A 13,549-nucleotide genomic window follows, 5' to 3' on the forward strand; every position below is an offset into this window, starting at 1 on the left:
GTATCGAAAGGGTGACCTTAAGCCAATGATCTACTAATCCTATTCCACCAAAGAAAAAAATCGTAATCTTACGAATTTTCTGGATAGGATTAGTGTAGGCTTTTGGGTATTAACGATAAGAGCATTGCTTCTTTGACGGGAGCAGTGTATCTTCTTGTTCGTATGTCTGCCTCCTATCCAGAAACCAATGGATAAGGAGGTTTTTTGCATGAAAAGAATACTTGGGATTCTAATGATTAATATCTTCATTGTTATGGTGGGCGTGGGTTTAATTACCCCCATCCTGCCGGAACTGATCATTGAGTTTGGAGCCAGTGGGCGGGCAATCGGTTTATTGGTAGCAGCCTATGGCATAACGCAGTTCCTGCTCTCTCCCCTGACTGGACAGCTGTCTGATCGATATGGGAGAAAAGTTTTTATCCTCGTAGGTGTCATTGTTTTTGCTGTAGCTAAATTTATCTTTGCTATCGGAGATGAATTATGGATGCTGTATACCTCAAGACTTCTGGAAGGAATGGCAGCAGCCTTGATTGTTCCTCCTATGATGGCATATGTAGCGGATATTACAACAACCGAAGAACGCGCCAAAGGGAACAGCCTGCTCGCCGCAGCCATGTCATTCGGATTTGTTATTGGACCTGGATTGGGTGGTCTTCTTGCAGGATATGGAACGAGAGTGCCGCTTTACACAGCGACAGGTGCTGCTATAGCTGCTGTTATTTTTTCAGTGTTTTGTTTGCCTGAAAGTTTATCGAAAGAGCAAATGAAAGCAGCACGGGCAAGAACGATTCAGAAGGAATCTATTTATAAACAATACGCGAGATCATTGAAGTCAAAATATACAATGCTCTTTGTACTTGTCCTGGTGATGACCTTTGGACTCGCTAATTTTGAATCTGTTCTTGGTTTATATGTAACGAACCGCTTCCAATTCTCGCCGCAAAATATTGCTGTCATTCTGACCGCAGGTGCTGTGATCGGAGTCGGTATGCAAGCATTAGTTGTTGCTAAAATAATCAATAAGTTTGGTGAACAAAGAGTGATCAAAGGATCGCTTCTTTTCACCTCTGTTGCTTATATTTTATTTCTCTTAGCCAAAGATTTCTGGAGTATCTTCCTTGTCACTTCCCTTATTTTCTTTGCCACAGCTATGCTTCGTCCAGCTCTTAATACACAATTATCGAAGATGGCCGGGAATGAGCAAGGATATGTAGCTGGTATGAATAATGCCTATATGAGTGTTGGGAATATTTTAGGCCCTACTCTAGCGGGTTTTTTATTGGATGCAAATCTGTTCGCTCCATTTATAGCAGGCTGTTGTATTCTGTTGATTACTTTTTTGCTTACATTAAAAATGAAATAAAAGAGGACAACTGATGAGCAAAAGGCAGCTACGGGTGCAAGGCTTTATTTTTGAAATGCCCGGCTGTAGCTGCCTTTTATTCAGTCTAAACGCTTATTTTAATAAATACTGTAGTTCCCTTTATTCCACTTCCCCGCTCAGACGATTCAAAAACTGAATAGCCCGTGGACTGGTGGGCTGCTCCAGAACCTCATGCGGCGTACCCTGCTCAACGATTATGCCCTGATCCATCAAAATCACATGGTCCGCGACCTCGGCTGCAAATTTCATTTCATGGGTGACAATGACCATCGTCATTCCTTCAGCAGCCAGTTTCTTCATGACCTTGAGCACCTCGCCTACCAACTCAGGATCGAGCGCGGAGGTCGGCTCGTCGAACAATAGTACCTCAGGTTCGACCGCCATTGCCCGGGCAATACCGACACGTTGCTGCTGTCCTCCTGATAACTGATGCGGATAGGATTCGGCTTTATCAGCCAACCCCACTTTTTTAAGCAACTCCAATGCACGTTTGCGCGCTTCGTCCTTGCTCTTTTTCTGAACCGTGACTTGTCCCTCCATCACATTTTGTTCTGCTGTCATATGTGGGAAAAGGTTGTAGGATTGAAACACCATCCCTGTCCGCTTGCGCAGCGCCAAAATATTTTCTTGCCGGAGCTTCGTTCCTTTCGCAAAATTCAGTGCAATATCCCCTGCTTGAATCTCTCCTTGGTCAGGAATCTCCAGCAAATTTAAGCAGCGTAAAAACGTTGTTTTACCAGAACCGGAAGGACCGATGATAACAAGCACCTTCCCCTTACCCAACGTTACGTCAACACCCTTAAGCACTTCCAGCGAGCCGAACGATTTGTGTATATTCCGAATTTGGATCACCGGTACAATCTCCTTTATCTGACGGAAAAACGGCCTAGTCGCTTCTCCAGGTAATTTTGCAGCACAGTCAAAATAGTGCTAAACAGCAGATAAATAACCCCCGCCTCGGTATACACCAATAGCGGTTCGTATGTGGTAGCTACAATCTGGTTAGCCGTTCTGAACATTTCCACATAGGTGATGGTCGCAGCCAGTGAGGTATCCTTCACCAAGCTGATGAATGAATTAGCCAACGGAGGTACGGACACACGGGATGCTTGCGGTAGCACGATACGTCGCAATACTTGCCAGCGCGTCATCCCCAGGGAGTATCCCGCCTCCCATTGGCCTTCCTGAATAGATATGATAGCCGCACGTATAATTTCAGAGCTATAAGCCCCTACGCTGAGGGTAAAACCGATTACTGAAGCAATAAACGGGTCCAATGTAATACCCACGGAAGGTAAACCATAGAAAATAATATACAACTGCACCAGCAACGGAGTTCCTCGAATCACCCATACATAGAAGCCGAAAATCAGCTTGAGTATTCTCCATTTGGACAGACGGGCTAACGCTGTAATCAGCGCCAGCACGAGTCCCAGAGCAAAGGAGATAAGCGTGAGCGGAATCGTAAAAGAAACCCCTGCTTTTAGCAGAGGCAATAATGAATCCATAATGATTTGTATTTGGCGATCATCCATTGTACAGACATCCTTTGAAAAGATAGGTTTGAGAAGATTCAGTTCGCCTTGGCGAACGTTTGGTCTTCATTTATTATTTGGATACGTCGGCTCCAAAATATTTCTCGGAAATTTTCAGATACGTACCGTCAGCCTTCATATCAGCCAGCGCTTTGTTTACTTCCTTGATCAAATCTTCGCTGCCTTTATTGAATACAGCTGCGCTGTGTGAAGCATCTGAAGATTCGTCCACCTTTTTGATGGGTGCGTCTGGCTTTTGCTTTTTCAGATCGAGATAGGATAATCCATCATTGACGGTCGCATCCACCCGTTTGGAAGTGAGGAGGTCAATGGCTTGGTTGAATCCCTCTGTTGCCACAATTTCCGCACCGTTGCTTTTCGCGATTTGAGTCAGGTTGCTGGTCAGGGATTGCCCGGACTTTTTCCCTTTTAGATCAGCAAATTTATGGATGTCTGTATTGTCTTCGCTTACGATCAGAACTGCCTTGGAGACAATGTACGGATCGGAAAAATCATATTTTTGCTTGCGCTCGTCTGTAATGGATACTTCATTGAACACTGTGTCAAACCGCTTGGAGTTCAACCCTGCGAATATGCCGTCCCATTGCGTCTCGATAAACTCCGGTTGTACACCCAGGCGTTTGCTCACTTCAGTCGCAATATCGACATCGAAGCCCGTCAGTTTACCAGCAGCATCATGGTAGGTAAACGGAGCATAGGTGCCTTCCGTGCCAATTCTTAGCTTGCCGCTTGCTTTTACAGATTCAAGAGTAGCTGTAGCAGTGGTATCTGCTTTTCCATTATTAGATCCGTTTTCTCCAGTAGATGCATTATGGGTACTGGCGCCTTTATCGTTGTTCCCGCAGGCCGAAACCAGCAATGCCATCACGATGAGTACAATCGGCAATAAACTAAATTTTTTCATGGTATCCACACTCTTTCCCTTTTCTTGATAACCTAGCACGCGGCTGGTCATTGAATAGTACATCATTCATTTTCACGCGTCAATGCTTTTATCCAATAATCCCTATGAAAAAGGTAAGTTATATATTTTTGTGGCCTAAAGTTATTCTAGGTTGACTCTTTCATTGGCAGGTTATTCATTATAACTCCCCTCACAGCAACTTTTTCTGTACCCTCACGTTTGAGATTTCGTATAATAGGTTTTAATATGCAATTTAGAAATATGTACCGGAGTGTGATCATGGATACCCAGAATTCAACCTTATCCTCTACTTCACCTGAAGGCAGTCCCTCGGCCTGGGCTACCTTCACTTCACCCTTAAAACAATCCAAAGCGTTCACCTTGTTGTGGCTTGGACATTGGATCGCAATGTTGGGGAGCTCAGTCACCACAGTCATTTTGCCACTGGTTATCTATTCCCTAACAGGCTCGACTACTATCATGGGACTGGCGATGACGGTTTATATGCTGCCTAACGTACTTATTCTGCCTTTCGCAGGCATGATTGTGGACAGAATTGACCGAATCCGTCTCCTTCTGTTTACGAATATCGCCCGGTTTGGGCTGATGTTCATTGCGGCCGTGCTGATGTTTACGGGCGGGATGAAATTGCCGTTTCTATTCGTTGGCCTAGCGTTATACGGATTGATGGACGGTATCTTTAATCCCGCTTATTCTGCCTTACGTGCACAGGTGTTCACACCGGACATACGCAATGCAGCCAACGCGCTTAGCCAGATTAGTATACAAGCCGTCCGTCTACTTGGTCCTCCGTTAGGAGGCTTCATTGTATCTTTTTCCTCACCGGGTGTGGGCTTTGGGCTGGATTCTATCGCTTATCTGATATCTTTTGCCTGTTTTTGGATGCTGAGCGCTCATTTGGCCTCCATCATCGGCAAAGGTCAGGTAGATCCAGAACAGCAAGATCAGGGGGGACAGCATTTTCTCAAGGATTTTATCGCAGGCTTTACCATTCTCAAAAGCCATCCTTGGCTATGGATTACGATTCTTGCCTTTTCATTCATTAATATTTGTTATTCAGGCATTATCGCTGTACTCATTCCATGGCTGTTCAAGGTTCATCATGGCTACAATCCAGTCGTATATGGCATTGCGATGGCAAGTAGCGGTATTGGCGCCATGTTGGGGGCCTTTGTGTATGGATCACGCAAGCATTGGAAGCATCGTGGCCTGCTCGCTTACTTAGGAGCTTTTGTCAGCGGTCTTGCTTTACTACTGTTGTCTGTAGTCACTTGGATGCCAGGACTGATTATGAGCATGATGCTCGAAGGGTTTGGCATTATGATATTTGCGATTATCTGGGAGACGAGCCTTCAGGAATTAGTCCCAGCCGAGTCTTTTGGACGTGTAGCTAGTCTGGATCTAATGTTTTCCTTTGCCCTGCTCCCTGTCGGCTATCTGGCAGTAGGTGCTGTGGCGGATAAGCTTGGTGGTATGTTCACCATGGGTATGTTTGCAACCATCGGCATGTGTATCGTGCTAGGCGTTCTGAGTGTTCCTCATATCAGGCGTTTTCAATAGGACTTTTCCTCAAAAAAAAGCTGCTCCCACAGGTTCATTTGCGAACCTTGCGGAAGCAGCTTCTTTCCATTTTAGCCTTGTGCCCCATAGGGGCTAGTCTATTCAATGATTCGTAAAGTTAGCCTCTAGTCCGTCCAACGGAACGGAAGATCAAGCTTACAATCACGACCAGCACAATCGCACCAATTAATGCAGGAACGATGTAGAATGACCCGATTTCAGGACCCCAGTTTCCCAGAATCAAGCTACCCAACCATGCGCCGATAAAACCAGCGATGATGTTACCTATCACGCCACCCGGAACATCACGACCTGCAATAATTCCTGCCAACCAACCAATAATACCACCAACAATCAATGCCCATAACCAACTCATTTTGCGTCACCTCGTTTAAGTTTTTATCGTTGTGTTCTATTATTAACCACTCGAACTCCTTTTGAACACACAAAAGACGATTGGTTAATATTACCACAGTATGGAACACTGATTTAGGGACTTGATACCATCTTACGTGCCTCTACGACTATTTATACCCCTTGTGTGAAAAGTGTGTCTCATATGCGTTTATCCTTGTATTCCTGCTTTTTTTGTGCCATCCTCACATTATGGCTTCATCAATGTCACTTCATGCATAAGTTACAAAAATAACAGATTATTAAGGAGTGACCCCAACTGGAGTGTCGAGTAGGATGTGCCGCGTGCTGCATTGCCATTACGATTTCTTCCCCTATTCCCGGCATGCCAGATGGAAAACCAGCTGGTGTTCCTTGCCCTCAGCTAACTTCCGATTACCGTTGCCGATTGTTTGGCAAACCTGAGCGCCCAGTTGTATGCAGTGGGTTCCATGCTGATGAGGATACGTGCGGAAGCACTAATGAAAGAGCATATCAGCTACTGAGAGAGCTAGAGGAGTCAACTTTACCGGGTAAAACTTAAGGAGAAGTTCATTCTATATGAAGGAGAATTTTGATTATGAATGTTATTGAAAAAAGAATTGCCGAATTGAAGCAATATCGACCCGATCTTACCGCCCCGAAGGATATAGATTTATTCTGGGCCAAAACACTGGAAGAAGTCCACGCCAAACCTGTACATGCGTTCAAAACTCTCGTAGAAACGCCATATCCTCATATTCTTGCCTACCGGGTTACTTTTGAGGGTGTCGATGATACGCCTCTGCATGCCTGGTATGTACGCCCCCGATTTGCCGGAGATCAAAAGTTGCCATGTATCGTTCTGTTTCATGGCTATACAGGCGGAAAAGGCTATCCTGAAGATTATTCCTCCTGGCTTATGCTTGGCTTTGCTGTATTGGCAGTAGATGTACGTGGTCAAGGTGGAGAAACGGGAGACCGTCTGGGTGATGCTCATGGTACGGTTAAAGGCTGGGTAACGAAAGGAATATTGGACAAAGATACCTGCTACTACAAAACGATTACAACTGATGCCCTTAGAGCCGTAGATTGGGTAGCGGAGCAGTCGGATGTCGATTCGGCTAAAATCGCAATCAGTGGCGCCAGTCAGGGCGGCGGACTTTCATTAATGGTGGCTGCGCTCAGCGATAAAGCTGCTATTACAGTAGCGGATATCCCCAATATGTGTCATATGGATTTTGGTATGATGAATTCTACCAGTTCGCTGACGGAAGCAGCTGAATTTGCTAACCGATTTCCGGAGCATTTGGAGCAGGTGCTACATACATTAAGTTATTTTGACGTGATGAATCTTGCTCATCGTATTCGTATCCCGATCATGGTATCGGTAGGGTTCAAGGATACTGTGTGTATGCCAGAGACGATTTTCGCCGCTTATAACCGTATTGAATCACCGAAAACGATTGAAATTTATCCGTTTACCGGACATTGGGTTGAAGGCTTTCAAAGACGTAAAACAGTTGAATTTTTAGTGCAGCATTTTTCATAATTCCTCCGGTGCACAAAAAAAGAACACCACGCATCAACCTGCGTAATGTTCTTTTCTGCTGCATCGGGGCCAGTCCCGCTTACGCCAGACAAACTCCTCGACAACTCACACAAAACAAAACTTCTAAGATTACGATGCAGCTCGCTGTTCTGCTGCCGAATCCCCTGTCCATTTTCGCACCCAAACAAAATCCATAATCATCAGACCAAACGGAATGAAGGAGGCAAACATAATAAAAAGAGGCCGCCGTATAGACCAATGCAGTGCTGTTTTCCCATAGATCAAAGCAACGAGGAGCAACAAAAAGCTCACCCGGTATATGTTACCAATCACCATAACCGCCTGGGCCATGCCCGCTGCTTGCAGCGGCTGGTGGGTGAATAGTATCGCCAAATAAGCTATAGCTTGAATCCAGAGCATGAGTCGGACACGCCCTAAAGGTGTTCTTAACACAATTTCAATCCCCTCTCCATTAGCAAGGATGTACTCTCATCCTTTACACATCCTTTATTATAACGAAAAGGTCCCCAAACTCCAACCTATCCATTTTGAATTTTGACCTAGTGAGTTGTGTCTGATAGAGTTGTGTAAGAGGTGATTATAAATGCTTAAACTGGGTATACTGGACCAGTCTCATATTCCTGAAGGCGGTACTGCTCAGGATGCATTATCCAATACAACAGATTTAGCCCGCGAAGCTGACCAACTGGGGTACAGCCGTTATTGGGTATCCGAACATCATGCTTCCAAAACACTAGCGCATTCCAGCCCTGAGGTGCTGATTGCGCATTTGGCTGCTCACACATCACGCATTCGTGTGGGTTCAGGCGGTATTATGCTGCCACACTATAGCGCGTATAAAGTCGCCGAAAACTTCCGTTTGCTGGAGGCACTCCATCCAGGACGTATCGACCTGGGAATAGGGCGGGCTCCCGGCGGTTTACCGCTTGCTACTCGCGCCCTGCAGGAAGGCAAGTACCAATCTGTCGAACAATATCCACAGCAGATTCTCGATTTAATCGACTACTTCCATGATTCGGTGCCTGACAATCATCAGTTTGCCGGTCTTCATGCCTCCCCAATGATATCGACCGTTCCTGAATTATGGTTGCTCGGCTCCAGCGGAGAGAGCGCCCGATTGGCCGCGATGATGGGGGCCTCCTATGCCTTTGCCCAATTTTTCGGAACTCCAGGCGGTGTAGAAGCTACTGCACGTTACCACGAGCAATTTCAGCCTTCGATCCTGGGTGATAAGCCCCATTCCATGGCGGCAGTTACGGTGGCCTGCGCTGAAACCGAAGAAGAAGCTGAGCAGCTGGCGTCCAGTGCTAGTTTGTATTTCCTTTTGCTCATGCAAGGTAAAGAAATGAGTTCTCTTCCGTCGGTGAAAACAGCAATGGCCTATCCATACACAGAGTTGGATCGTGAGCGGCTGCGTCAGTCCGCAGCATGGCGTGTTGTTGGTACCCCTGAACAGTGTAAGGAACAGCTACTAAGACTGGCTGAGCAGTATCGTACCGATGAGTTACTGGTCGTTTCATCCATTCATGACTTTGATAAACGTGTTCAGTCCTACCGTCTGCTGGCCAAAGCTTTTGATTTGGTATAGACAGCCGTTGAACGGAGGCTGAGCTTCAGAAACATAAAAAACCCCCGCCAGCCTATAATGGCAACAGCGGGGGTTTGTCGTAGAGAAGGGTTCATTGGAACCAACCCATCTACACTATGGAAGTAATTCAAGCACTACAAAAGTCTAACACCATATGGTACTTTGGTAGTATACACATCGAAACTAAAGTTCCAGTTGTTACCTCCTAAAGTTCCAGTTCGTATATACCAAAGGCGCATATTCTATACTCCAAACCTTGGAAAAATTGCACCCAAAAGTCCCATTCTTTACTCATTCCGATAAAGTTAATAACGGTTAAATTCTAAGGTTCCTAAGGTTCTATACCCCAAACCAGCTTACCCTGCTGATATACAGTGCCATGGTCCCAGTCTGCAAATGCTTTTTGGGTAGCACCATAGGAGTAATCGTTGGTCTCATCAAAATTGCTCCAATTTGCAGCATGAATACGGGGTTGAATTTCTCCGCTTTCCCCACCGGGCTGAATCGTTCCGGCTCCATCTGTGAAAGAAATCTCCACATATTTATCAGCCTTGGCCTTTGGATTCGGCAATGTTACAAAAGTTGCTTTTACCTTCTCATTGCCAATCCTGGCCCAGTCTACAAAAAACTGCTGAGCTTGTTTGCTTTCATCTGTGTAATAGTAGCGAATTTTTAGATCGCTCAACTTCACAGCTGTTTTCCCTTTATTTTTGATATTAAATTCAGGACGGATTGCGTTATCCTTGGCATTTGTGTCACCGGTGCGATACTGTAGCACAATTCCTTGATCGTTACTGCCTGGTGTACTTCCTCCGTTGTCGTTATCGCCGCCGTTGTTGCCACCACCGTTATTACCGCCAGTGTTGCCATCTCCGCCGTTATCCCCACCGTTGTTTCCGCCTCCACCAATGTTGCTGGAGCCTTCCAGAATCGCCTGTTTTACGAATTTTCCAGAAGCGGACAATTGTGAATCAGGCCATCCGCCCTTACGGTCAGCACCAGACATCAGCGCAGCAGAGGTCTCATTTTTATCTGACAGCGACCAGTTAGTCCAACTGATTCCACGGCTAGCCAGAAAATCAGTCCATACTTTGGATTCATTCAGGAACGGACCACCGTTACCCGAAGCATCGCTTGTACCCCACTCGGTAGCAAATATGCCCACGCCTTTGTTCAGTGCATAATCGACCCGATCGCGCAAGAATTGTCCATGCGTACCCGCATAGAAATGTACGGTATACATTGTATTCTTGTCTGGAAGTGGATGGTCTGCTGCATCATGTACATCCTGACTCCATGTGCCTGTTCCTACAATAATAATATTGTCCGGGTCCTTAGCGCGAATAACCTGAGATACCTCAGACGCATAAGGTCGGATTTGATTGTTCCAGTTCACATTTCCATTCGGCTCATTGGCAAGTTCATAGATTACGTTAGGTAAATGGCCGTACTGAGTTGAAAATTCATTAAAGAAAGCTTTGGCTTCATTTTTATGAATGTTCGGATCGCCATCTGAAAGAATGTGCCAGTCGATAATGACGTACAAGCCCAGTTTCTGTGCTACCTCAATCGCTTCTTTCACTTTATTTTTCAAAGAAGGATTGGCGATATAACCACCTTCTTCAGTGTACAGTGCAACCCGAAATACGGAAATGCCCCAATCGTCCCGTAGCCATTTCATAGAGTCCTGATTTACCAGATCCCCAAACCATTGGACGCCGTGAGAGCTAATACCTTTGAGTTGCACAGGTTTACCGTTTTTATCCACCAATTTACCATTCTTTACTGAAAGTTGTCCGTAACGTTCCACAGGTGTCGTCCCAGCAGCCTCTGCTGTTTGCGTATTCCAGTTGAATCCGTTCGTTAACGTTAATAGTAATACTGCTGTTAGCATCACCGCTACTCTTTTTGCGATCCTTGACAGGATCCATTGCCCATTCATCATTTACACATTCCTTCCTTTTTATAAAGTAGATGAGACTTATCAGTACGTTGTTCTCTGCTCTTTTACCCCCTCCTTTATACAACAAGAGGATCAGGTCCAAACATCGATGTCACTTACCTGTATATGGATGATACTACTATTATAGTTAGTTCCATGTTACATTTCGACTTTATGATAGAAAATGAACAGGAAGTCACGGTTTTGGGATGTGTTCTACTTGGTTGGCTACTATGGAGTACTAAAGGGACAAAAGACTCATTTACCCATTGCAAAATTCGGAGAATTTTAGTTATTTTAATAAAAAAAGACCGCTTCCCGTGCCTTGGCTCGGTAGCAGTCTTATAGATGATCTTATATGTGATCGAATAATGTTACAAATATCGTCTTAACGTATGATCTCCCTATTACCCCTGAGCAGTTGCTTGAGGTTCTTTGGTCGTCTGATCTTTCTTCATATCGCCGCCATCCGTCGCTTGCTCTGTCAGTACAGTCTCAGATGAGTTACCTATTACCTTGTCAATAAGTTGCAGCCAAGGTTCTTCACTACCTCCACAGCTCTCAATATCACCGAGCAGGGACTCTAGCGTGGTTCCTTCTTCTGGCAAATCAATAACTAAACTGTCTTCATCAACTTGGATGGTGCAGCAGGTTTTCATTGTAAATCCCTCGCTTAATTCATATTTGAGCATGCAGTAAGCTAGCTCAGATGGGATGAACTCCCATGGATTCCGGGATAAGCCCGTTGAATCCGTCTGAAATTATAAACCTAATGCACATCAATTGCAATGAACAAACCTTGAATTTTTAAGAATTAGCGAGTGGTACGGGCAGGAATGGAAATCTAAACGAAGTGTTCGTGCCAGTAATTTTGGATTTATAGAAAATCAGTTCAAACAATCAGCAAGCTCCGTAAAAATCACGCCAAGCGCATAAGCCCCCGCGTCTGGATAACCAAGGCTTCTCTCTCCTACCGTTCCGGCACGGCCCATACGCGCCACGATGTCTTCCGTCTTTTTGGCCCCTAATACAGCGGCTTGAGCACCACTTACAAAGGCTGTCTTCACGTCAAAATCTAATTTTGCGCTCTCCAACCAGCTATCTGCACATGGCACTAATGCATCAATAAGCGTTTTATCGCCAACAACGGCTCCTCTGCCGAAAGAACGTTCGCCTGTTGATTGTATGCCTTGCACCGCAGCCTGCATCATATCTGCGAATTCGGAAACGGTGAGTTCGGTTCGTTCGCCAGCAGATCGTGCCGCTGCGCGAAATGCTGAGCCCCAGATCGGACCCGAAGCGCCACCGCAGTATTCCATGATGACGAGCGAGCATGAATGAAGAAAGGCTCCCATCGTCAAAGAGTCTTGATTCAGAATGTCTCTCCATTCCCGTTTCAGCTGACGAAATCCCTTAGCAACGCTCATGCCAAAGTCGCCGTCGCCTGCATGAGCGTCAAGATCGCAGAAAGGTACCTCATTCTTGATGATAACCTCACTCATCTTATCGACTAGGTAGGTAAGATTGTTCAACGTAACTTTGTTGTTCTCAATAACTGCGAAGGCAGGGTCCGTTTCCACCTCAAAGGATACTTGCCGCTTTTCGTCTGCTACAGTTGAAATATCCGTGAATACGACATGATCAACAGGTCCAGCCACCTTGAACGCAGGCGCGTTACTTTCATGGGAGAGGAGCGTTTTCAGTTCGTTGTCCAGCTTCATGATGGAAACCGAGATACCTGACATATCGATACTCGTCATATAATTGTTGACAAAAGTGCGATCAATCTTGATCCCCTTCGCTGCTAGTTCGCGAGTAACCGAATGGTTGAAGAGGTACAGTTCTTGCAAAGGAGTACCGCCGAAACCATTGATCAATAAGGCGATTTCTCCGCTGAAGCCAGTTTCAATCTGCATGTCTCGAAGGAGATCGGTTACCATTCTGCCTGCCAACGTATCCGCATCCGTCAGCTTCTCGCGGCTGGTCCCAGGCTCGCCGTGAATGCCGACGCCGTACTCGATTTCATCATGCCCGAGCTCTAATGTTGGCGTGCCCTTCGCCGGCACGGTACACGAAGTCAATGCGAATCCGATACTGCGTACATTCGCAGCGGCTTTCTCGGCTACTGCTTTAACTTCCGCCAGACTCCGGCCCTCTTCCGCCGCTGCACCCGCGATCTTGTGGACGAGTACCGTTCCCGCCACTCCGCGCCGTCCGACTGTATATAGGCTGTCTTCTACCGCGATGTCGTCCTCAACCTTTACATAGTCCACTTCCAGACCGTCTTCAGTGGCCAGATGGGCGCCGTTTCTAAAGTTCATAATATCGCCGCTGTAATTTTTGATAATCAGCAGCGCACCTTTTTTCCCGGTCGTCGCTCGGATGGCCTGATATACTTGAATTTGTGAGGGAGAGGCGAAGACATCACCGCAGACCGCGGCATCGAGCATCCCTTGGCCAACGAAGCCGGCGTGGGCGGGTTCATGCCCGCTGCCACCGCCGCTGATGAGCGTTACTTTCTCCGCGTTCAATTCCTTTTTCTTGAGCACTTTGTATTTTGGCAGAAATTCCAACTCAGGATGCGCGAGCGCAATACCACTGCACATCTCAAGAACCAAATTTTCCGCACGGTTGATGACCTTTTTCATG

General features: G+C 46.1%; 13 protein-coding genes. 5 read left to right on the forward strand and 8 right to left on the reverse strand.

All coding sequences use genetic code 11. From position 1 onward, the window contains the following. The first annotated feature begins 208 nt into the window (after positions 1-208). Positions 209-1,363 carry an MFS transporter gene (locus tag ACYCS5_RS04475; protein ID WP_459760883.1) on the forward strand — a complete coding sequence of 385 codons (1,155 nt, stop codon included), beginning with the start codon at positions 209-211 and terminating at the stop codon, positions 1,361-1,363. A 120-nt stretch (positions 1,364-1,483) separates the two neighbouring features. On the opposite strand, the gene ACYCS5_RS04480 is transcribed toward ACYCS5_RS04475, so the two are convergent. From ACYCS5_RS04480 to ACYCS5_RS04490, 3 genes are all read right to left on the reverse strand, one after another. Then, positions 1,484-2,236, reverse strand: a complete 753-nt coding sequence (locus tag ACYCS5_RS04480; RefSeq protein WP_459760884.1) for an amino acid ABC transporter ATP-binding protein — start codon at positions 2,234-2,236, stop codon at positions 1,484-1,486. 14 nt (positions 2,237-2,250) lie between these two features. Beyond that, the gene (locus tag ACYCS5_RS04485; RefSeq protein ID WP_029515651.1) at positions 2,251-2,919 is read right to left on the reverse strand and encodes an amino acid ABC transporter permease; all 669 of its coding nucleotides are present in this window, start codon (positions 2,917-2,919) and stop codon (positions 2,251-2,253) included. Positions 2,920-2,992: 73 nt separating this feature from the next. After that, complete coding sequence (locus ACYCS5_RS04490) at positions 2,993-3,844, reverse strand: amino acid ABC transporter substrate-binding protein (protein ID WP_459760885.1); 852 nt, start codon at positions 3,842-3,844, stop codon at positions 2,993-2,995. 279 nt (positions 3,845-4,123) lie between these two features. On the opposite strand from ACYCS5_RS04490, the gene ACYCS5_RS04495 reads away from it, so the two are divergent. Beyond that, on the forward strand, positions 4,124-5,425 hold the full coding sequence (locus ACYCS5_RS04495; RefSeq protein ID WP_069012509.1) for an MFS transporter: 1,302 nt from the start codon (positions 4,124-4,126) through the stop codon (positions 5,423-5,425). A gap of 118 nt (positions 5,426-5,543) precedes the next feature. On the opposite strand, the gene ACYCS5_RS04500 is transcribed toward ACYCS5_RS04495, so the two are convergent. Next, positions 5,544-5,801, reverse strand: a complete 258-nt coding sequence (locus tag ACYCS5_RS04500) for a GlsB/YeaQ/YmgE family stress response membrane protein (RefSeq protein WP_013311445.1) — start codon at positions 5,799-5,801, stop codon at positions 5,544-5,546. A 297-nt stretch (positions 5,802-6,098) separates the two neighbouring features. Between ACYCS5_RS04500 and ACYCS5_RS04505 the strand changes: the two genes are divergently transcribed. Further along, entirely contained in the window at positions 6,099-6,362 is a 264-nt protein-coding gene (locus tag ACYCS5_RS04505) for a YkgJ family cysteine cluster protein (protein WP_238437904.1), read from the forward strand. 36 nt (positions 6,363-6,398) lie between these two features. Then, positions 6,399-7,349: an acetylxylan esterase gene (locus tag ACYCS5_RS04510; protein WP_069012508.1), complete on the forward strand. Its 951-nt coding sequence runs from the start codon at positions 6,399-6,401 to the stop codon at positions 7,347-7,349. A gap of 129 nt (positions 7,350-7,478) precedes the next feature. Here ACYCS5_RS04510 and ACYCS5_RS04515 read toward each other — a convergent pair whose 3' ends face one another. Next, positions 7,479-7,802, reverse strand: coding sequence for a DUF3817 domain-containing protein (locus ACYCS5_RS04515; RefSeq protein WP_029515655.1), 324 nt, complete (start codon positions 7,800-7,802; stop codon positions 7,479-7,481). Positions 7,803-7,953: 151 nt separating this feature from the next. Here ACYCS5_RS04515 and ACYCS5_RS04520 point away from each other — a divergent pair, with 151 nt between their 5' ends. Then, on the forward strand, positions 7,954-8,958 hold the full coding sequence (locus ACYCS5_RS04520) for an LLM class flavin-dependent oxidoreductase (RefSeq protein WP_341039819.1): 1,005 nt from the start codon (positions 7,954-7,956) through the stop codon (positions 8,956-8,958). 331 nt (positions 8,959-9,289) lie between these two features. Here ACYCS5_RS04520 and ACYCS5_RS04525 read toward each other — a convergent pair whose 3' ends face one another. The 3 genes from ACYCS5_RS04525 to dhaK all read right to left on the reverse strand — a co-directional run bounded on the left by ACYCS5_RS04525 (position 9,290) and on the right by dhaK (position 13,548). Next, on the reverse strand, positions 9,290-10,903 hold the full coding sequence (locus ACYCS5_RS04525; protein WP_340886173.1) for a cellulase family glycosylhydrolase: 1,614 nt from the start codon (positions 10,901-10,903) through the stop codon (positions 9,290-9,292). A gap of 404 nt (positions 10,904-11,307) precedes the next feature. Next, positions 11,308-11,559, reverse strand: coding sequence for a hypothetical protein (locus ACYCS5_RS04530; RefSeq protein ID WP_039273050.1), 252 nt, complete (start codon positions 11,557-11,559; stop codon positions 11,308-11,310). 228 nt (positions 11,560-11,787) lie between these two features. After that, on the reverse strand, positions 11,788-13,548 hold the full coding sequence (dhaK, locus tag ACYCS5_RS04535) for a dihydroxyacetone kinase subunit DhaK (protein ID WP_459760886.1): 1,761 nt from the start codon (positions 13,546-13,548) through the stop codon (positions 11,788-11,790). Position 13,549 lies beyond the last annotated feature (1 nt).

The organism is Paenibacillus sp. SEL3, assembly GCF_054602585.1.